This is a genomic window from Psychrobacillus sp. FSL H8-0483, assembly GCF_038637725.1.
In the GTDB taxonomy this organism is placed as follows: domain Bacteria; phylum Bacillota; class Bacilli; order Bacillales_A; family Planococcaceae; genus Psychrobacillus.
Map to the genome: position 1 here is coordinate 1,687,385 of NZ_CP152052.1, position 19,822 is coordinate 1,707,206.

Genomic DNA, 19,822 nt, shown 5'->3' on the forward strand with positions numbered 1-19,822 from the left:
TTTTTAGAAGATGGAGGGATTCACATGACATTTCACCAATTACCGAAAGCACAAGGCATGTACGACCCAGCGTTTGAACATGACGCGTGTGGGATAGGTTTATATGCACATATAAAAGGAATGGCAACACATGATATCGTAAAAAAAGGTTTAGAAATGTTATGTCGATTGGATCATCGAGCGGGAAGAGGAAGCGATGGCCAAACCGGTGACGGGGCCGGGTTGATGGTACAAATCCCTGATGTTTATTTCCGTGTTGTATGTAAGCAATGGGATTTACCGGAGAAAGGTAGTTATGGCGTAGGAATGCTATTTTTTACGGACAATAACGAAGAACGAGAAGCAATTGAACAGAAAATAAATGATACCATCCTTGCGGAAGGGCAAGAACTAATTGGATGGAGAACAGTGCCAATAAACGCAAGTGTGTTAAGTGATAAAGCAAAAGAAAGAGTACCTGTTGTACGACAAGTGTTCATAAAATCCATGAATACTAGCTCTCTAGCATTTGAAAGAAAACTATTCGTTATTCGTAAACAAGTAGAGCACTGGGCTTTGCATGAAGCGATTAAATTCTATTGTGCAAGTCTTTCCAGTCAAACGATCGTTTATAAAGGATTGCTCACTCCAAAGGAAGTAGACCTCTTTTACGTGGACCTTCAGGACGAATTATTTACATCTGCTTTTTCCTTAGTACACTCACGTTATAGTACGAATACATTCCCGAGCTGGGAGAGAGCCCATCCAAACAGATACATTGTTCACAATGGGGAAATTAACACATTACGTGGAAATATTAACTGGATGAAAGCTCGTGAACAACAATTTGTTTCAGAAGCTTTTGGCAATGATTTAGAAAAAATTTTACCGATTATCAATACAGATGGCAGTGATTCGTCGATGTTAGATAACGCGTTTGAATTTTTTGTTCTAGCTGGAAGAACTCCTGCGCACACTGCGATGATGCTTATCCCAGAGCCTTGGACAGAAAATCCTCATATCAGTGAGGAGAAAAAAGCTTTTTATGCCTATCACAGTAGCTTAATGGAGCCATGGGATGGTCCGACAGCTATTTCGTTTACAAATGGCAATCAAATTGGCGCAATTTTAGATCGAAACGGTTTACGTCCAGCTCGCTATTATGTGACAAAAGATGATTATATTATTTTCTCCTCTGAAGTTGGAGTAGTGGATGTGGAAGAAGTAAATATCTTATATAAAGAACGATTAAGTCCAGGAAGAATGTTACTTGTGGATTTAGAGCAAGGTCGAATCATTTCAGATGAGGAAATCAAATCAGAAATGGCGCAAGCTCAACCATATCAACAATGGTTAGATGAGAATGTGATAATGCTTTCTGTTGAAAATGAAGAGGTAGAAACAATCGACGATCTACTATTCCTTCAAAAAGCATTTGGTTACACATATGAGGATATACAAAAATATTTGGTGCCAATTGCACTGGATGGTAAAGACCCGATTGGATCAATGGGGAATGATACGCCACTTGCTGTATTGTCAGATCGGCCTCAATCGTTATTCAATTATTTCAAACAACTATTTGCACAAGTAACGAACCCACCAATAGACTCCATTCGAGAACATATTGTGACGTCGACAATGACTCTTTTAGGAGCTGAAGGTGATTTACTTCAACCAAGTGCAATAAATAGCAAGCGAATCTTTTTAAATACACCAATTTTGACTAATGGACAATTTAATCAATTAAAACAGTATAAAGATGCCTCTTTCCAAAGTAAAGTATTACCGATATTGATGTCTGAAAATTTAGAATTTGATTTACAACATATTTCTGAACAGGCCGATAAATTAATTGCACAAGGTGTGTCTCTAATCATACTTTCTGATCGTATGCTCCATAAAAAGCAAGTGACAATACCAGTTTTATTAGCTGCAAGTCATCTTCATCAACATTTACTTAGAAAAGGAAATCGCACGAAGATAAGTATTGTAGTGGAATCTGGGGAAGTGAGAGAAGTACATCAATTCGCTGCACTCATTGGATTTGGCGTAGACGCTATTAATCCTTATCTCGCATATGCAACGATAGCGGAAGCAATTCTAGATGGACATATTGAAAGTAGTTATGAGGACGCTGTTACAAAATATAGTAAAGGTATCGCAGATGGCGTTGTAAAAGTAATGTCGAAAATGGGGATTTCCACTGTCCAAAGTTACCGAGGTGCCCAAATTTTTGAAGCAGTTGGCATTAGTAAAGAAGTGATAGAACAATATTTCACAGGTACCGTCTCTCAATTAGGAGGCATCAACTTAGCTACTATAGCTGAAGAAGCGAAACGCAGACATGCTCAGGCTATTGCTTCCATGCAAGGGGCACTTGAGTCAGGGAGCGATTTCCAATGGAGAAGTACAGGTGAGCATCACGCCTTTAATCCTAAAACAATCCATACACTGCAATGGGCTACTCGAAAAGGAGATTATGGCCTATATAGACAGTATGCAGAAATGGCTAATGAAGAGCGAATCGGCTTTTTACGAAACTTACTGACATTTAAAAAAGAAATGAAACGCATTCCACTTGATCAGGTAGAATCAGTGGATTCGATTGTCAAACGTTTTAAAACAGGGGCGATGTCATTTGGTTCCTTAAGTAAGGAAGCTCATGAAACGCTTGCGATTGCCATGAATCGACTTGGAGGAAAAAGTAATAGTGGAGAAGGTGGGGAGCACCCAGGTCGATATGAACTAGATGCGAATGGAGACAATCGCAGAAGTGCCGTCAAACAAATTGCTTCTGGACGTTTTGGAGTAAATAGTCATTATTTAGTGCAAGCCAATGAATTGCAGATTAAAATGGCGCAAGGTGCCAAACCAGGTGAGGGTGGACAATTACCAGGCAATAAAGTATATCCATGGGTTGCTAATGTTCGTGGATCCACAACAGGAGTTGGATTAATCTCCCCTCCTCCACATCATGATATTTATTCCATTGAAGATATGGCGCAGCTAATTCATGACTTAAAAAACGCAAACAGAACCGCAAGAATTAGCGTAAAACTAGTAGCGAAATCTGGTGTTGGCACGATAGCTGCTGGAGTAGCAAAAGGGGCAGCAGATGTCATTGTCATTAGTGGATATGATGGTGGAACAGGAGCATCTCCGAAAACGAGTATTAAACATACTGGACTTCCATGGGAGCTTGGACTTGCAGAAGCTCATCAAACGCTTATGTTAAATGGTCTTCGAGACAGGGTGGTATTAGAAACGGACGGCAAGCTAATGACGGGGAAAGATGTAGTCATGGCAGCATTACTCGGAGCAGAGGAATATGGATTTGCTACAGCTCCATTAATTGTTTTAGGTTGTGTGATGATGCGTGCTTGTCATCTGGATACTTGTCCTGTTGGTATTGCCACTCAAAATCCAGAACTTCGTGATAAATTTACGGGATCTGCGGACTATGTCGTTAATTATATGAGATTTGTCGCAGAAGAAGTACGGGAATATATGGCGCTACTTGGATTTAGAACAGTAGAGGAAATGGTTGGACGTACGGAAATTCTAGAAGTAAGCAGTCGCGCGAAAGCACATTGGAAAGCAAAGCAATTAGATTTATCTGCATTACTGTACCAACAAGAAGGGATACGTACGAAAAAAATTGCTCAAAACCATCAAATCGAAGAATCGTTAGACCTTCGTGAGCTTTTGCCTAAAGTAGAGAAAGCGATTATTAACGAAACAAAGATTGAACTAGAATATCCGATTGCTAATACAGATCGTGTAGTAGGAACGATCATTGGAAGTGAAATTTCCAAAAAATATGGGGCTCGAGGATTGGCAGATGATACCATCACACTTCGATTTACAGGTGCAGCAGGTCAAAGCTTTGGGGCTTTCGTTCCTAAAGGAATGTCGATGTATGTAACAGGGGATGTAAATGACTATTTTGGGAAAGGGTTATCTGGTGGGAAACTAGTTGTCACTTCTCCTATTCAGGGATTAGCCGAACAAAATGTTATTGCTGGGAATGTTGCACTCTACGGCGGAACAAGTGGAACTGCATTTATCAATGGACGTGCTGGGGAGAGATTTGCAGTTCGAAACAGTGGAGTAGATGTTGTAGTAGAGGGTATTGGAGATCATGGCTGTGAATATATGACTGGTGGTCGTGCTGTCATCTTAGGAGCTGTTGGAAAAAATTTCGGAGCAGGAATGTCAGGCGGAATTGCGTATGTACTCGTAGAGGATGTAGAAGGCTTCAAAGGAAAGTGCAACACAGAAATGATTGGTTTTGAGCAAATCAAATTAAAAGAAGAAAAGCATGAGGTTCGACAATTAATAATGGATCATTATTATTACACAAAAAGCACACAAGCAATGTATATATTAGATAATTGGGGAGAAATGGTCGAGAAGTTTGTAAAAGTTGTGCCAAATGATTATAAAACAATGCTAGATAAAATTGCAGCTTTTAAGCGTGATGGTCTAACAGACGACGCAGCGGCAATGCAAGCATTTCTGTCAGCTTCGGTTAAACAAGAGAAAAAACAATTAGATCTAATAAAAAAATAAGCGTTGTTTTCTTTTACTGTTGCTTTTTTGCATATAATTTGCGGGAGAATCCCCGCAGGCGCAGCCGAGGAGGATTGTCGGTTCGCCCGCGTAAAGCAAGCGGATTCTACCGAATAACAACCATGTGGCTTAACAGCGCCAAAATAAAGAGAGGGGAGTAATAAATGGGTAAACCAACTGGATTTATGGAGTATAAAAGAGAAAAAGGAAAAGAAGAGACTCCTCTCAAGCGTATAAAAAATTGGGGTGAGTATGCGACGAAATTGACAGATGATGCGCTCCAAAAACAAGGAGCTAGATGCATGGACTGTGGAACTCCTTTTTGTCACATGGGTATTGAAATAAGGGGGGCAACTACTGGTTGTCCAATTAATAATCTAATACCAGAATGGAACGACTTAGTTTATAAAGGCAAGTGGCAAGAAGCACTGGAAAGATTATCAATGACGAATAATTTTCCGGAGTTTACAGGACGTGTTTGCCCGGCACCTTGTGAAGGTTCATGTACATTAGCTATTTCAGACCCTGCCGTATCGATTAAAAGTATTGAGCGAACAATAATTGATAAAGGATTTGAAAATGGTTGGGTTACACCAAGAATACCAACTGCAAGAACAGGCAAAAAAATTGCTATAATTGGATCTGGACCAGCTGGACTTGCGAGTGCAGATGAGTTAAACCAAGCGGGTCATTCTGTGACTATTTATGAGCGCGCAGACCGAGCAGGAGGGCTTCTCATGTATGGGATTCCCAATATGAAGCTAGAAAAAGAAGTAGTGGAACGTCGAATTCATTTACTTCAGCAAGAAGGTATTGATTTTGTTTTGAATACAGAAGTTGGAATAGATATTTCAGTGGAAGACTTAAAATCAAACTTCGATGCAGTTATTTTATGTATAGGTGCACAGAAGCAGCGGAAGCTTCATATGAAAGGAAGCGAATCAAAGGGTGTGCACTTAGCAATGGATTATTTAAGTTCGACGACAAAAAGCTTACTAGATTCCAATTTTGCGGATGGGCAATTTATTAATACAAAAGGCAAAGATGTGATTGTAATTGGTGGTGGAGACACGGGCGCTGACTGTGTGGCAACAGCTATTCGCCAAAATTGTCGAAGTGTAGTTCAATTTGGGAAGCATCCACAGCTTCCATCCAGCCGTGCAGAAGACAATCAGTGGCCAACAGATCCAAATATTTTTAAATTAGAGTACGCCTACGAAGAAGCGAATGCGAAATTTGGAAAAGATCCACGAGAATATTTGATTCAAACAAAAGAAATCGTTTCGGATAAGTATGGGTCTCTAAAGGAACTGCATACTATTCATATGGAGAAAGTACTTGGAGAGGATGGATTTTATTTTTTTAAAGAAATTCCAGGAACGGAGAAAATTTGGCCAGCCCAATTTGTATTTGTAGCGATTGGATTTGAAGGGCCTGAAACTAACTTAGCCCAACAATTTGGCATAAATGTAGTAAACAAAAAAATATCCGCTTCTACAAAAGACTATGCAACAAACGTAGAAGGTATTTTCACAGCAGGCGATGCAAGAAGAGGGCAAAGCTTGATCGTTTGGGCAATTAAAGAAGGCCAAGAAGTTGCAAGACGTGTAGATGAATATGTAAGCAAAACACCGGTCATTTCTTCTTGACCGGTTTTACTGTGCTAGTGCGCTAAAGTTTTTGTTTTTTTTTTCGTCAATAGATGTCATAATAAAAGCATACTAAAAGTGGAGGCAAGAGCATGATTGGCATTATAGATTATGGAGCAGGGAATTTACATAGTGTGTTGAAAGCAATCGCTCGATTAGGGTACAAAACAAAACTAATTACTAAACCGAGTGATCATGATGATTCGATTACGAAATTAATCTTACCTGGTGTAGGAAATGCAAAAGTGGCAATGGATGTGTTAAATGAATCAGGTATAAGCGATTATTTAAGAGAAGAGGTCGCTAAAGGGATGCCTTTGTTAGGGATTTGTTTAGGGATGCAACTTCTTTTGGAAACAAGTGAGGAAGGAAATGTTCCATGCTTAGGTTTTCTAAAAGGAACTGTTCCAGAATTTAAAATGGAGTCCGAGAAAATTCCGCATATGGGCTGGAATCAAGTGAAAGACGTTCAACAGCATTTTTTATTCAACGATATTCCAGATCAGTCCGATTTCTATTTTGTTCATTCTTATTTTGCAAACCCTTCGGAAGAAAAGGCTGTACTTGGGTTCACCAATTATGGAATCGACTTTGCCTGTGCTATTGGCAATGAACAAGTGATGGGTGTACAGTTCCATCCAGAAAAAAGTGGTAAATACGGCATACAGTTATTAGATAATTACTGTAAACAAGGAGTTCAAACACATGCTTAGAAAAAGAATTGTACCCGCGATAGACGTGTTAAATGACCAAGCAGTTAAGTATGTACAATTTCGAAACCCAACAATTATCGGAGATCCTGCTGAACTTGGTAAAAAGTATACGGAAGATGGAGCAGATGAGTTAATTTATTTAGATACAACTGCTTCCTTGAAAAATCAAGATTTAAAAATCGAATGGATTCGTAAAGTTGCAGAACAAGTGTATATCCCTTTTTCTGTAATCGGTGGAGTAAGAACCGTGGATGATTTTAAAAACTTACTTCGTGCTGGTGCTGATAAAGTAGGCGTAAACTCAGCAGCGGTACAGCGGCCAGAACTTTTAAGAGAAGCGGCTGAAATTTATGGTAAACAATGTGTCGTTCTAGGGTTAGATGCAATGCCTGTTTATAAGGAAGAAGAAATCATTCGGTGGGAAGTATACACACATTCCGGTCATGAAAAAACAGGAATGGATGTCGTGGAATGGGCGCAACAAGCAACAGACCTTGGGGCAGGAGAAATTATCTGCACAAGTATTCATAAAGATGGCATGAAAAATGGTTATGATGTAGAGCTGATCAAGCTACTTTCTGAAAAAGTAAATGTGCCAATCATTGCTTCTGGTGGTGCAGGAAAACTAGAGCATATCGAAGAAGTATTTACAAAAGGACAAGCAGACGCAGCTCTTATAGCATCTATGATTCACTATGGTGACTATACGATTGGTGAAATCAAATCCTACCTACAAGATAAGAGTATTAATGTTCGCCTCTAGCCTTCGAGCAGTGAAAAGGAATCGCTAATTGTTTGCGATTTCTTTTATTTTGCACGAAAACATAAATAATTCTGAAGATATTCTTTTTTTCTCTTCAGAAACAAATTCCCTTCCCTACCTGGCGCATTTTATATCTTAATTTAGGTTTATTTTATATGAAGTGCCTGTTAAAGGAGCATGTTGTTACACTCAAAAATCCGCTCGCTTTCCGCGGACGAACTGCCAAGCCTCTCGGGGCAACAGGTTGTTGGTCACTAATCCGTTGCCACATGGATGTGGCGAATTTAGGATTTGTTCCAACAAGCAAGTTGCGGGGTTTTGACAGTCTTCCGCAGGAGTCTCGTGGATTTTCGTCACCAGATATATTCTGCTAAAAAACAACACTAGTTTAACAGAGCCTATATTAAAAATAGAGTTGCAATTAAGAAGAATGGCAAAAATATTCTTCTAAAGCGATTTCGAATAAACATGCCTCTTCCAGGGATAATCCCATCTATCATTCCGACATGTCTTCTACCCATTCTTTCCCTTACCATAACCTGACGTCCCATATTTCTCCTAACAAACGATTCCATTATATCTCTCTTTTCTATTTTTTGATCATATTTTTGAATCCGTGATAGACGAATTTTCCATTTAGACATAACAATAGGCAGGATTTCTAGCACCTGCCCATTGCTCTTATTATTTGTGCTACTAATCGATTAATTAAAAATATGAATATTCTTCCACATATATAAATTAGTAAACACTCAGTAAGAATTGTCAACATAGACTTGAAGAACAATGATTTTAAGGATATCCACAAGAAGGATTCTAATCCTTCAAAGAAAATGAACTTCCAACTTTTAATTAAAAGTATTTCTGAATGAAACAACTGCTGTTCTTATTAACTCTTATTAACCACTTATAAATGTTGCACCTACGATGATAAGTAAAATAAACAATACAACAATTAATACAAAGGTTGAGCCCGTGTTTCCTGAATTGCTATAGGATCCACCATCATAACCACCGCCATATCCACTCATATATATTCACCTCCGATTTTGAGAATAAGGATTAAAAGATTCAACCCTTAATGTTATGTTATGTCATTAATAGAAATGGACTTGGACTATTGTGAATATATTTATAAATTATTTGGATTTCATTGGGGAGAACAATTGGAGAATTTTAGTTTATGAAACATGATTAGTAATAAATGGTAAAATATAGATTGACCTCTATTGGAATAAATAATAGAATGAATAAAAGCTATAAAAACTGAAAATTAAGCAAACGTAGAATATGCCTATCGTCTTTTATGAGATGATAGGCTTTTTACATAATTAGATTGAATATAATATAAGTGAATTGATTAAACCTTTTCAAAAAAATCTAAAAAAGTTGGTGTTTCAAATGAGTTATAAATGGTTGGAATGGGCAAAAAGAATACAAGCATTGTCTCAATCGGGATTAGCTTTTTCAAAAGATATTTATGATATCGAACGTTATGAAGAATTACGTACTATTAGTGCAGAAATTATGGAGGAACACACGGGATTAGAGATGCAAAAGATTGAAGATTTGTTTACAAATGAAACCGGTTATCAGACTCCTAAAGTAGATGTTCGTGGAGTAGTTTTTAAAGATGATCAAGTTTTAATGGTAAGAGAAACTATTGACGAAAGGTGGGCTTTACCAGGTGGATTTTGTGATATAGGTTTATCACCTTCTGAAAATATTGTAAAAGAAATACAAGAGGAATCTGGTTATGATGTAGTTCCTATTAAATTGCTCGCTCTGTTAGATAAAGATAAACACCCACATCCTCCAGAAGCCCATCATTATTATAAAGTATTTATACAGTGTGAGATTATTGGAGGAAATCCAATTACAGGGATTGAGACAAGCGGGATACAATTCTTTTCTAAAAACAATTTGCCATCGCTTTCTACTAATAGAAATACAGAGTCTCAAATAATAACGCTTTTTGAATTCTTGGAGAACCCTAAAAAAGAAACGATATTTGATTAACCCTTTTTGTCCTCTGGTAGAATTTCTCAGCTAATAAATAGATGTTATTAAAGCTGGATGGGAGATATGATTAGTATAGGTTTAACTTAATCAAATGGTGAAGGAGTAATTTCATTACATGTTTGGATTCTTAAGTAGAAAAAAATTAATAAAAGACGATTTAAAAGGGATAGCAAAGCTAATGTATCAGGATGTCTCAGACGATGCCTGGGATCAAGAAAACCTCACAAAGAAAAAGTTAGATTTCTCAACGGAAAGCATTCGATATATAGATATGTACACGAAACGATTAATGACTACTGAAATGGGCACAGCATTGTTAAATGAGCATTTTGATAATTTCGTGGCTCGAATTGGTGCCTATATTGGGGAGGTTATTAAAAAAAATCTAAATCAGGATTTTTTATGGTATGAGTTTGATTCTGTTTATCTATCTTCTTCCAAACTAGATGGTGTGCAAAAAGCGATTAAAACAGAGGCCGTTCTTTACTCTAAAAAGAGAGATCTTGTTATATTACCTCTATCTGTGGTAGCTCAATTCTTGGAAGAAAGCTGCTCATATCCTAATTTCCTAAATTATGTAGAAGAAATGATTAAGCTTAATGCTCAAACATCATATTAAAAAGATTACTTCATATATTGTTATTTCTAGGTAATTTCATTAAAAAATCAAAAATGATAGATGAAAGCATGGAGGTAATTTGAATGGAAATTCCAACACATATAGTAGCGGTAGGTGGAATTGTAGAAAATGAACAAGGGGAAATCCGTACAAAACATTAAATAACAAAATAAATATCAATCCATATAACACAAAATTAAAGTACAAATTAGCATTGCTTTTAGCAGTGTTTTTTTATATTTTGCGAAATATTCTAATGATAGAAAGGAGGGGTTATTTAATGATGTAGTAAGATTAGTTATAAGTTAAATTTAAAAAGAAAAGAATCCAAAAGAAGGAATTCACTGAATTAGAAGAGAATTTTAATTTATAAAGTCTTTAGGGGGTGTTAATGATGGATTGTAAAAAGGTTAAGAAGATTTTTAGAGTTGTTGGTATAAAAGGTAGTGGAGATTATGCTGATTTTGGTACTGAGGTGCCAAAATTGGCCAAGAAAATTCTAATTCGTAAAGAGGAAATTAAAAAATGTTCAGGTACAGAAATAGCTCTTTTCGAGCCTAAAAGGGACACAAACCAATTGAAAGGCCACTATCTTGTAGGATTAATCGTAAATGAGCGTTTATCAGAAGTTCCAGTTGGGATGGATTATGTCGAAACAGACCAAAATTATGCCACGACTAGGGGGGGAATAAATAATATCGGTAATCTACACAACCATTTGATGAAATGGTCAGAAGAACAAGGATATAAAAGGAATCTAGATTCTTACATTGTTGAGACTTATCATCCAATGGAAAATGGTGAGGAAGAAGTTGAGATTTATTTACCAATCCATATTTAAAATTCTGCTTAAAAGTTAGTTAAACTTCTTTACTACGAGGGCTTTAGTTGAAACCTCCTCAAGGTATGTAAGAACAGCTTTTAATATAAATTCGTTTGTATATTTCGCCATACAAAAACCCCCAATCGTTAGATTTTTTGTCTAAAAATTGGGGTGCAATTTATCATAACTTCTTTTTATTTCCCCACTAGTGCCACTAAACCTTTAAATATTAGGATTAGAGAGAAAATTACGATAGCTAAAATACCAATTATGTTAGTTATTGGCTCTAAACCTGCTAAGAAAGTACCTGCTAAAGGAACCTTTAATAATGCAAATCCAGCTAATATACAAGCTAACATTAAAAGAATAAATCGATCCATTCTGTTACTCCTCCTCTCAGTACATTATATGAACAAATGAAAGGTAAGTTGAACCAAAGATAAATTAATATAAAAAATGTGTATTTATAATGATACTTAAAGATTGAATAGTGTTCTCTCACCTTTGGTTCTTCTATATCTATTGCCAAAGAGTGGTGGAATTCAGAAAAAATAGCTCGTATTATCAAGAAAGAAGCAAAAAAAAAGATGATTTAAATTTGGTTGGCAAATGGGGCAAGACAGAAGGGGTGGAATATGTGAGTGAACGATTTGAATTAAGTTTTAAAAACAAGGAAGTAAAAATGGGGTTTTATTTGGCGGTCCCAACGTTTATTATAGGAAGCATCATTATATTTTATGGTGAACAAAAATATCAGTATGTTCGATTGTTAGTGTTAGTAATAGCATGGACTATCTTTTATATATGGCGTTTTTTTCACCGGAGGAAACAGAAGAAAGAATTTAATAACCCTTCATAAATTAAAAGGGGCTGTAGTTTGCGATCAGTGAGCTGTAACTTGATATGAGGGGTGTAATTTAATTCGAAACCACTAACAATGTAGGGAAGCGAAAGACAAACAACCGCAACAAGATTGCCGAAAAAATATGGAGAGAATTGACTGAATCTCTTCTCTCCATAGTAGAAACTCGGTAATGGTGTAGCGAATGTTTTGGCTTCGAGCAAAGGCCAGGGTATTTGCGCTTTTCTATTGTAGTATATTCAAAATGTATGATTTAAATAATTTCCCAACCACGTGCTTTTGCGACACTTCGAAGTTTTTCCTCCGGCTTTACGGCAACAGGATTTCCGACTAGCTCTAGTACCGGTAAATCAGAGTAGCTATCTCCATATGCAAAACTATTTTCCCAATCAATTTCTTGACCCTCTAATGCTTGTAAAAGGCTTTCTGTTTTTCTAGTGCCATTCACATGTTTAACTCGTGTTTTCGTATTTACTTTATTTTCTTTATAGGAAATATCCGTTCCTATAATATGGTTAAATGACACTCCTTCCGTCACACGTTGAAGAAACTGTGTGTAAGCACCTGAAACGAGTAATATATGTATGTTATCTTGTTGATGTTGTTTTAGTCTCTCAAGAACTTGCGAATTAAAGTCTTTTTGCATAATTACCTTTAGTTCCTCAAAATAAACGTTCATTTCCGTTTTAGAACGTCCTTCAAAAGCCTCTAAGTATAACTGCATAGATCGTTCCTTCATCATTGAATTTGGATAAAGCTTTAATTTATTCGCAATATAAGGTGGAACAATGGATCTGTAAAAACGCTTGTAATTAGATTTATAAATGGGATGTTCTTTCAAATGGTTCATTAAGAGTTTAAATGTTTCATCCGCATATAAGGTACCATCGAAATCGAAAATTGCTACACGCATAATTTTTTCACCTTTTCTTTCCTAATTGAACGCTTAGTTTAAATTATACGTGATTTCTTCGGATAAACAATAAAAACTCGCCCCAAAAAGAGGCGAGACAGGTTATTGTACTTTATACATGGGTCCTTGTGCTGTTGCATAAGAGTTTAACATTTGTTGTGAAGTTTGCTGATCCAATTGTGGCACTTGGTAGTAGTGATGTTTGTTTTGGTAGATGGAGAGCTCATAGGCCATTTCAATACAGTTTGGAATGGAGTCTGCGAGTACTCTTCTTACAACCGGGTTTGTCGTTTCTAATGCTGCAGACGTTTTGGTCGTTGCAGAAGTTTTTGCCGATCCAAGTAAATAACCAGAAATCATTTCATCTGTAATTTCATTAGCACTTTGTATAGGCTTTTTCGGTTGTGAAGGCTTCACCCCATAAACAAAATCGTTACCAGTTTGCATTTTATAAGAAGTAGTTGGGTGGGATGGATCTTGGCCGGTTTTAAAGCATTCCACCGTAATATTGTATTCATCTAATGCAAATGCATATTGTCGATCTAAAATATTTAGCAGTTCCTGGTCCTTTACATGTGGACGAAGAATTGTTTTAAGATTTATTCCAGCGACCATACAATTTAAAACCTCGTGAACATCAAATAATTCATGTCCTCCATGATTCATTTGTTGAGAGACACTTCCAGTTTGCATATTTTGATGCGTTTGATTTTGACCATATGTGTTTTGATTCAATTCATTTTTCCTCCTTTAAGTATGATGTGTTAAACATCCTAGTTAGTTTGAACACCAGAATGTGAGAAATACATGGGTATTTATGGCAGTTGTAATAAGTATGTTACAAGTGCCAGGCACCTGAAATAAATCTGAAATAAATCTGAAATAAATTCTAAATAACCTGTAAATAAATGAAAAAAACAATCATGAATGTATGGTACTCATGATTGTTCGAATAATACTATTAATTTTCGATTGTTGATACAAGTGAAAAGATGAAACTATATAAAAAGACGTATGCCTCTTCTATTGTAAAGTTTTCATTGAATTGATCGATGTAATTTAACGGTAAATTGACTTCCCATAGTCCATCATTTCCAGCGAACATTACACTATAATTCATATTTTCCGCGTGAAAATGTTCATTTAAATAGTCTTTCATTGCAGGTCCAAATTTCTTTTGAACTGCTAAACCAAACATTGCTGTATAAACTTCAAATACTTCATCATACTCTACTGCAATTGCATCTACACCAATAACATCAAAACTAGGAGACTCCAAGTACAGAAACTCATTTAATTTTTCCTTGAAATGAACTAATGGTGTTTGAAGAAATGAATAGCTGTCTTTAGAAATAAGTTCTTCTGTTTCTTTATCAAAGCGTTCAATGATCGCATTTGTAAATAGCTGTTCTTTTTCTATTATAACTATGTTCGCTGCTTCTGAAAGTAATTGATGCTGAATTGCATAATCCTTTTCTTCTGTTGTTAATGTAAGTTGTTGATCAGTTGCCTCTGTAATTTTCTGGGATAATTTCTTTTTAATCAATGTAATCGTTCCTTTCTTCTTCTGCGATCGTTTGTAAATCGTATGCGTCGATAATAAATAATGAATAATCGTTATTTTCTGCATATTGTTCAGCTAATTTTTTCATAAACTTCGGAGATCCTTCATTTTCTTCATCGTAGACAATGAGTATACCATCCGAATTTCGTAACACAAATTTATTTTTTTCAATAAATTGCCATGGAGCCTCATATGGCTTTTTCGTAACACTCGTTTGAAAGTCAGCTTGTACTAAAAGGCTTTGATAATTTGCTTGTTTTTGCTCATTCCAATTTTTTTCTTGCTCCAGAAAAGGTGTAATAATGGCATACTTTATTTCTGGGAATTCTTTTTTCATTTGTAAAATAAGCTCGGCTGTCCAGGTTTCGACGCCTTGCTGGCCGCTTAAAATGATCCATTCCAGTCCATCATCTATTAATAAACGTAGTTGATTTTCAAGCGCTTTTTTTATAATTGCAATCCCAGGATGGCTATCGTTAAATATGCCAAGTTCATGTGCTTTATAGCCTGTTACTACCAGCCGTTTGACCATATGCTCTACCTTCTTTAGTTGCCTTTATATGTTATCTTAGCACGTTTTTGTATCCATATGAAACATCTTCTCATAAACTAGTACGATTGCAAAGAAGGGATGGATACATGTTGAATGAACAGCCACTATCCAATGTGGAATTTGTTAGTAATTTCGAAGGGTATGTGTATCAAGCGGCTTATAGCTTAGTAGGAAAAAAAATTGCTGTACAAACGACTAATAGTACATTACAAGGTAAACTATCGCATGTTGCTCCAGATCACCTCGTTTTGGATGTTAGTGGTGTACCGTTTTATATTCGAACACAGCAAATCGTTTGGATTACTCCAGCTAAATAAAAGTGAGAGGAAATGGTTGATTGTTTAATCGCATAAATAAATTGGTAATTGAACTGCCTAATTTGGAGTACGGAGATGCAAATGCTGCTGCTGCTGTGCAGGAGTTATTAGGGGGTAAATTCGGTGAAATGTCTACTTTGAATAACTATATGTACCAGTCGTTTAACTTTCGTGAAAAAACAAAACTGAAACCATTTTATGACCTTGTAGCTAGTATTACAGCAGAGGAATTTGGGCATGTTGAGTTAGTTTCAAATACCATTAATTTACTACAAAAAAACACAAGCTTTACAGGTGATCCAAATATTACACCTCTACAGGCTGCAAAAGATAAACGAAACACATATGCTTTTATTGCGAATGCCCAAACTGCATTGGCAGGGGATTCTATGGGCAGTCCATGGAGAGGGGACTACGTGTTCTCAAGTGGGAATTTAGTGTTGGATTTACTTCATAATTTCTTCTTAGAATGCGGTGCAAGAACGCATAAAATGCGTGTGTTTGAAATGACCGATCATCCAACTGCAAGAGAAATGATTGGATATTTACTCGTTCGTGGAGGTACGCATGTACTTGCATACGCAAAGGCAATTGAAATGGCGACTGGTGTAGATGTAACAAAGATGCTACCAATTCCAAATTTAGATAATCGAGCATTTGATCAGGCTCGAAAGTATGAAGATCTTGGATATGGTAATGTCCTATTTACCTGGAACAATGTCGGGGACTACAAAGACATTAACCAAATTTGGAAAGGTACGAACCCAACAAGTGGCGAGCAGCTTATTGTAAAAGAAGGAAGTCCTAAAGGCTATGCTATTCCAAATTTAGATTCACTTCCAGAAGAATTTGCTCCAGGTATTGGACCGGAAGAGTATGAAGCGATAGCGAAACGTTTACTGGCAAATATGTAGGACGCATGAAAGAGGCAATCCAACTAAGGAAAGCCTCTTAAATGTTAGGCTTGTTAAACGATTATGTTGTTTTGTACAAAAATCCGCTCGCTTTCAGCGAACGAACTGTCAAGTCTCCTCTGGGTAACAGGTTTGTTGATCACCAATCCGTTGCCACATGGATGTGGCGCATGTATGATTTGTTTCATTAAACTCGTTGCAGGGGTCTTGGCAGCCCGTTTTCCTGCAGGAGTATCGCGGATTTTCGTCACAATACATATTCTTCAAAAAAACAACAACCTAATTTAATAGAGATAAATATTAAAATAAATGGAGCTTTTCTATTCTTTCAATCGCTTCTATCAAACGATCCTCACTTACTAATAAACCAACCCGAACATATCCTTCACCATATGTACCAAAACCATTTCCAGCAGCAACCGCAACGTTTGCTTTATCTAGAAGTAAATCTGCGAAGGCTTCACTTGTATATCCAGTAGGTACAGGTAACCATGCAAAAAACGACCCTTTTGGTGCTTTCACATCCCAACCTATCTTCATGCAAGATTTTACTAATGCATTTCTTCTTCCTTCATACAGCGAAACTAATTCATCTACACATTGCTGGTTCTCATTAAGCGCTGCAGCAGCTGCAGATTGAACTGCAGGGAAAAGACTTACGAATAAATGATCTTGGATAAGATTGATCGCTTCGATTATTGTTGGATTTCCTACTGCAAACCCTACTCGCCATCCGGCCATATTGTAGGTTTTGGAAAGAGTGTACATCTCTACACCAACATCTTTTGCACCTTCCGTTTTTAAAAAGCTAACAGGTTTTATTCCATCAAATCCAATTCCTCCGTACGCAAAATCATGCACAATGGCAATATCAGATTCCTTTGCAAGAGCAACAGTTTCTTCGAAAAACTCCTTCGTAGCAGTGGCACCGGTCGGGTTATTTGGATAATTTAAATACATTAACTTTGCAGCGGTTTTTTGTTCCTTTGTTAATCTACTGTAATCTGGTAAATAATTATTTTCTTCTATAAGCGGCATCGTATCAAATCGAACATTAGCTAATCCAACACCAGATAAGTAATCGGGATATCCTGGGTCAGGTAGAAGCATTAATTCATTTTCATTCATGAGTGCTAATGGTAATTCTACTAATCCGATTTTAGTTCCAAACATGATCGCTACTTCTGTATTCGGGTTTATTTCCACCTGATATTCCCGAGCATAAAAATCAGCTGCAGCTTGTTTTAACTCATTTATTCCTCGAAAAGGCGAGTATTTATGAGATTGAGGATTTGTTGCAGCGTCTTGTAATGCTTTCACAATATGCTCTGGAGTAGGTTGATCTGGATTTCCTTGTCCTAAATTGATCACATCTCTTCCTTCCGAGACGGCATTTGCTACTTTATGAACGAGTGTTGCAAAAAATTGAGTAGGTAAACTTTTTAAACGATTAGAAAATTCCATGGATAAAACCTCTTTTTCATAATAGTTGCATATATTAGTAAAATCTTATAACCTTTTTAATAATATGTCTATAGGTGGTGTCGAAATGAAAATTGCATGTGTTCAATTAGATATAGCGTTTGGAGAACCAAAAGAAAATTTTAAAAAGGTTGAAACAAAAATTCGGGAAGCGGCTGAAAAAGGAGCAGAGATTGTTGTGTTACCAGAAATGTGGAACACAGCATATGACTTATCTCGTCTAGAAGATATAGCTGATAGAGAAGGAAGCGAAACGAAAAGCCTTTTGTCAAAACTTGCGAAAGAATTACATATTCATATAGTTGGTGGATCTGTATCTACTAAAAAAGGAAATGGCTTCTATAATACGATGTATGTCGCGAATACACATGGAGAAATCGTTGCAGAATACGATAAGGCACATTTATTTAAGTTAATGGATGAGCATGTTTACTTGGAAGCAGGAAATGAAAAGAATATATTTGCGTTAAATGATGTGCAAATGGGTGGAGTTATTTGTTATGATTTACGTTTTCCAGAATGGTTTCGTGCTCTTTCCTTGAATGGAGCAAAAATCATTTTTGTACCAGCACAATGGCCAGATAAACGAATTGATCATTGGAAAATACTACTTCAAGCTAGAGCTATTGAAAATCAATGTTTCATTGTAGGGGTCAATCGTGTAGGAGAGGATCCAAATAATTCGTTTAACGGAAACTCAATGGTTATCGGTCCCTGGGGAGAGTTACTATGGACAGGGAATAATGAGGAAACAATAGAAATAGTCGAAATTGAAATAGAAGAAGTGGAAAAAGTAAGACAAAGGATTCCCGTTTTCCAAGATCGAAGAGAAAAATTATATATATAAGTAAATCATAAATTGCCTTTTGCATTGACGTGCAGGAGGCTTTTTTGTATGGTTTTGTAAAGGGGGAGAAATGATGGTAGAAAACAAGATTGCAATCCAAGATGAATATCCGGATGATTTTGCTTGGTGTTACGGGTGTGGACGATTAAATGAAGCAGGCTATCATTTACGAACGTACTGGAATGGCCAACAGACGGAGACTGTGTATCATCCGAAAGAAGAACATATTGCGATACCAGGATTTGTGTATGGTGGATTAATTGGGGCTTTAGTTGATTGTCACGGAACAGGTTCTGCTGCTCTTGCTCTGCATCGAAAAAACGGATTTGAGCCAGGTAGTGGGGAAGTACCACCACGCTTTGTCACAGGCTCCCTTCATGTCGATTTTCTTAAGCCAACTCCACAAAAAATGGAGTTAAAAGCAATTGGAAATGTAGAAGAAATTCATCCGAAGAAATGGAAAGTTACGACGGAAGTTTATGCAGGTAGCACGCTTTGTGCAAAAGGGGAAGTAATTGCAGTAGTAATGCCAGCATCTTTTACAAATAAATAGATTAGAAGAGACACAGGGAATCTACCTGTGTTTTTTTTACAGAGTAAGAAAGTATAACCTTCTCGACTCATCAACTAACCTGACTCTAGTACTTTTCGACCTAAAATGGATACACATTATACATCTATTACTTTGTGGCAGTTGTTTTTTAGAAGAATTTACTTTTGACGAAAATCCGCAAGACTCCTGCGGAAAAACGGGCTGCGAAGATCCCCAAGCGGGCTGATAAGCACAAATACTAAGTTGGCCACATCCATGTGGCAACGGATTTGTGACCAATTTCCTGTTGCCCTAGGAGGCTTGTTGATTTCGCCCGCGGAAAGCAAGCGGATTCTACCCGATATCAAAGTTTAACAGTGCCAAGCAAAAAAGCATGGGGCTGTCCAATAAGCGGATAAATTGAAGTAGGTGTAGAAAAACGAGTCTTTTTCTACACCTGTTTTTTGTATACTTTTTATTAAAACTACTAATTTTTGTAGGCAATTAATTGTAGTGAAAGACGGCGACTCCAGCGGGAATAGCGTGAGCTGAAGGCCCCGCAGGAGCGAAAGCGACGAGGAGACTGAAGCCATGCCCGCGCAAAGCGTCCGTCTGGAACGGAATCAATACATTGGAAAAGGGACCATCTCTCAGTCAATGTATGACTTTAGGGACAGCCCCATGCTTTTCAATTT

20 protein-coding genes are annotated in these 19,822 nt (G+C 36.9%); 12 read left to right on the forward strand and 8 right to left on the reverse strand.

Annotated elements, in window-relative coordinates:
• The first annotated feature begins 24 nt into the window (after nt 1–24).
• The 4 genes from gltB to hisF all read left to right on the forward strand — a co-directional run bounded on the left by gltB (nt 25) and on the right by hisF (nt 7,679).
• The gene (gene gltB / locus MHB48_RS07895; RefSeq protein WP_342600927.1) at nt 25–4,554 is read left to right on the forward strand and encodes a glutamate synthase large subunit; all 4,530 of its coding nucleotides are present in this window, start codon (nt 25–27) and stop codon (nt 4,552–4,554) included.
• A 164-nt stretch (nt 4,555–4,718) separates the two neighbouring features.
• The gene (gene gltD / locus MHB48_RS07900) at nt 4,719–6,203 is read left to right on the forward strand and encodes a glutamate synthase small subunit (RefSeq protein ID WP_342600928.1); all 1,485 of its coding nucleotides are present in this window, start codon (nt 4,719–4,721) and stop codon (nt 6,201–6,203) included.
• Between the two features lie 92 nt (nt 6,204–6,295).
• A complete protein-coding gene (gene hisH / locus MHB48_RS07905) occupies nt 6,296–6,916 on the forward strand; it encodes an imidazole glycerol phosphate synthase subunit HisH (protein ID WP_342600929.1) in 621 nt (206 codons plus the stop codon).
• On the forward strand, nt 6,909–7,679 hold the full coding sequence (gene hisF / locus MHB48_RS07910) for an imidazole glycerol phosphate synthase subunit HisF (RefSeq protein ID WP_342600930.1): 771 nt from the start codon (nt 6,909–6,911) through the stop codon (nt 7,677–7,679). Before hisH ends, hisF begins: the two co-directional genes overlap by 8 nt.
• A gap of 398 nt (nt 7,680–8,077) precedes the next feature.
• Here the strand turns inward: hisF and MHB48_RS07915 are convergent, their stop codons facing one another.
• Both MHB48_RS07915 and MHB48_RS07920 read right to left on the reverse strand, forming a co-directional pair.
• A complete protein-coding gene (locus tag MHB48_RS07915; protein WP_342600931.1) occupies nt 8,078–8,254 on the reverse strand; it encodes a hypothetical protein in 177 nt (58 codons plus the stop codon).
• A 324-nt stretch (nt 8,255–8,578) separates the two neighbouring features.
• Entirely contained in the window at nt 8,579–8,710 is a 132-nt protein-coding gene (locus MHB48_RS07920) for a YjcZ family sporulation protein (RefSeq protein WP_342600932.1), read from the reverse strand.
• 370 nt (nt 8,711–9,080) lie between these two features.
• Here MHB48_RS07920 and MHB48_RS07925 point away from each other — a divergent pair, with 370 nt between their 5' ends.
• The 3 genes from MHB48_RS07925 to MHB48_RS07935 all read left to right on the forward strand — a co-directional run bounded on the left by MHB48_RS07925 (nt 9,081) and on the right by MHB48_RS07935 (nt 11,161).
• The gene (locus MHB48_RS07925; RefSeq protein WP_342600933.1) at nt 9,081–9,698 is read left to right on the forward strand and encodes an NUDIX hydrolase; all 618 of its coding nucleotides are present in this window, start codon (nt 9,081–9,083) and stop codon (nt 9,696–9,698) included.
• Between the two features lie 118 nt (nt 9,699–9,816).
• On the forward strand, nt 9,817–10,320 hold the full coding sequence (locus tag MHB48_RS07930; protein WP_342600934.1) for a hypothetical protein: 504 nt from the start codon (nt 9,817–9,819) through the stop codon (nt 10,318–10,320).
• A 391-nt stretch (nt 10,321–10,711) separates the two neighbouring features.
• The gene (locus MHB48_RS07935) at nt 10,712–11,161 is read left to right on the forward strand and encodes a GyrI-like domain-containing protein (protein ID WP_342600935.1); all 450 of its coding nucleotides are present in this window, start codon (nt 10,712–10,714) and stop codon (nt 11,159–11,161) included.
• A 176-nt stretch (nt 11,162–11,337) separates the two neighbouring features.
• Here the strand turns inward: MHB48_RS07935 and MHB48_RS07940 are convergent, their stop codons facing one another.
• Nucleotides 11,338–11,523: a hypothetical protein gene (locus MHB48_RS07940; protein ID WP_342600936.1), complete on the reverse strand. Its 186-nt coding sequence runs from the start codon at nt 11,521–11,523 to the stop codon at nt 11,338–11,340.
• Between the two features lie 155 nt (nt 11,524–11,678).
• Here MHB48_RS07940 and MHB48_RS07945 point away from each other — a divergent pair, with 155 nt between their 5' ends.
• Complete coding sequence (locus tag MHB48_RS07945; protein WP_342600937.1) at nt 11,679–12,002, forward strand: hypothetical protein; 324 nt, start codon at nt 11,679–11,681, stop codon at nt 12,000–12,002.
• Nucleotides 12,003–12,258: 256 nt separating this feature from the next.
• On the opposite strand, the gene MHB48_RS07950 is transcribed toward MHB48_RS07945, so the two are convergent.
• The 4 genes from MHB48_RS07950 to MHB48_RS07965 form a co-directional block, all read right to left on the reverse strand.
• Nucleotides 12,259–12,918, reverse strand: coding sequence for an HAD-IB family hydrolase (locus MHB48_RS07950; RefSeq protein WP_342600938.1), 660 nt, complete (start codon nt 12,916–12,918; stop codon nt 12,259–12,261).
• 102 nt (nt 12,919–13,020) lie between these two features.
• Nucleotides 13,021–13,611 (reverse strand): spore coat protein, encoded by a 591-nt coding sequence (locus MHB48_RS07955; protein WP_342601335.1) that lies wholly within the window; start codon nt 13,609–13,611, stop codon nt 13,021–13,023.
• A gap of 268 nt (nt 13,612–13,879) precedes the next feature.
• Complete coding sequence (locus MHB48_RS07960) at nt 13,880–14,464, reverse strand: branched-chain amino acid aminotransferase (protein WP_342600939.1); 585 nt, start codon at nt 14,462–14,464, stop codon at nt 13,880–13,882.
• Nucleotides 14,457–15,014, reverse strand: a complete 558-nt coding sequence (locus tag MHB48_RS07965) for a DUF1273 domain-containing protein (protein ID WP_342600940.1) — start codon at nt 15,012–15,014, stop codon at nt 14,457–14,459. The genes MHB48_RS07960 and MHB48_RS07965 overlap by 8 nt, the downstream gene beginning before the upstream one ends.
• Nucleotides 15,015–15,121: 107 nt before the next feature.
• On the opposite strand from MHB48_RS07965, the gene MHB48_RS07970 reads away from it, so the two are divergent.
• On the forward strand, nt 15,122–15,352 hold the full coding sequence (locus MHB48_RS07970; RefSeq protein WP_342600941.1) for a YuzF family protein: 231 nt from the start codon (nt 15,122–15,124) through the stop codon (nt 15,350–15,352).
• 20 nt (nt 15,353–15,372) lie between these two features.
• Nucleotides 15,373–16,266, forward strand: coding sequence for a manganese catalase family protein (locus tag MHB48_RS07975; protein WP_342600942.1), 894 nt, complete (start codon nt 15,373–15,375; stop codon nt 16,264–16,266).
• 300 nt (nt 16,267–16,566) lie between these two features.
• Here the strand turns inward: MHB48_RS07975 and MHB48_RS07980 are convergent, their stop codons facing one another.
• Nucleotides 16,567–17,730: a pyridoxal phosphate-dependent aminotransferase gene (locus MHB48_RS07980; protein ID WP_342600943.1), complete on the reverse strand. Its 1,164-nt coding sequence runs from the start codon at nt 17,728–17,730 to the stop codon at nt 16,567–16,569.
• Nucleotides 17,731–17,815: 85 nt separating this feature from the next.
• On the opposite strand from MHB48_RS07980, the gene MHB48_RS07985 reads away from it, so the two are divergent.
• Both MHB48_RS07985 and MHB48_RS07990 read left to right on the forward strand, forming a co-directional pair.
• Nucleotides 17,816–18,595, forward strand: a complete 780-nt coding sequence (locus tag MHB48_RS07985; RefSeq protein ID WP_342600944.1) for a carbon-nitrogen family hydrolase — start codon at nt 17,816–17,818, stop codon at nt 18,593–18,595.
• Nucleotides 18,596–18,665: 70 nt separating this feature from the next.
• Entirely contained in the window at nt 18,666–19,148 is a 483-nt protein-coding gene (locus MHB48_RS07990; protein WP_342600945.1) for a PaaI family thioesterase, read from the forward strand.
• The last annotated feature ends 674 nt before the right edge of the window (nt 19,149–19,822 follow it).

Coding starts and splice junctions, on each gene's coding strand:
- MHB48_RS07985 (WP_342600944.1), top strand. CDS start 17,816: ATGAAAATTGCATGTGTTCAATTAGATATAGCGTTTGGAGAACCAAAA.
- MHB48_RS07940 (WP_342600936.1), bottom strand. CDS start 11,523: ATGGATCGATTTATTCTTTTAATGTTAGCTTGTATATTAGCTGGATTT.
- hisF (WP_342600930.1), top strand. CDS start 6,909: ATGCTTAGAAAAAGAATTGTACCCGCGATAGACGTGTTAAATGACCAA.
- MHB48_RS07955 (WP_342601335.1), bottom strand. CDS start 13,611: ATGCAAACTGGAAGTGTCTCTCAACAAATGAATCATGGAGGACATGAA.
- MHB48_RS07980 (WP_342600943.1), bottom strand. CDS start 17,730: ATGGAATTTTCTAATCGTTTAAAAAGTTTACCTACTCAATTTTTTGCA.
- MHB48_RS07930 (WP_342600934.1), top strand. CDS start 9,817: ATGTTTGGATTCTTAAGTAGAAAAAAATTAATAAAAGACGATTTAAAA.
- MHB48_RS07965 (WP_342600940.1), bottom strand. CDS start 15,014: ATGGTCAAACGGCTGGTAGTAACAGGCTATAAAGCACATGAACTTGGC.
- gltB (WP_342600927.1), top strand. CDS start 25: ATGACATTTCACCAATTACCGAAAGCACAAGGCATGTACGACCCAGCG.
- hisH (WP_342600929.1), top strand. CDS start 6,296: ATGATTGGCATTATAGATTATGGAGCAGGGAATTTACATAGTGTGTTG.
- MHB48_RS07990 (WP_342600945.1), top strand. CDS start 18,666: ATGATGGTAGAAAACAAGATTGCAATCCAAGATGAATATCCGGATGAT.
- MHB48_RS07925 (WP_342600933.1), top strand. CDS start 9,081: ATGAGTTATAAATGGTTGGAATGGGCAAAAAGAATACAAGCATTGTCT.
- MHB48_RS07920 (WP_342600932.1), bottom strand. CDS start 8,710: ATGAGTGGATATGGCGGTGGTTATGATGGTGGATCCTATAGCAATTCA.
- MHB48_RS07970 (WP_342600941.1), top strand. CDS start 15,122: ATGTTGAATGAACAGCCACTATCCAATGTGGAATTTGTTAGTAATTTC.
- MHB48_RS07935 (WP_342600935.1), top strand. CDS start 10,712: ATGATGGATTGTAAAAAGGTTAAGAAGATTTTTAGAGTTGTTGGTATA.
- gltD (WP_342600928.1), top strand. CDS start 4,719: ATGGGTAAACCAACTGGATTTATGGAGTATAAAAGAGAAAAAGGAAAA.
- MHB48_RS07950 (WP_342600938.1), bottom strand. CDS start 12,918: ATGCGTGTAGCAATTTTCGATTTCGATGGTACCTTATATGCGGATGAA.
- MHB48_RS07915 (WP_342600931.1), bottom strand. CDS start 8,254: ATGGAATCGTTTGTTAGGAGAAATATGGGACGTCAGGTTATGGTAAGG.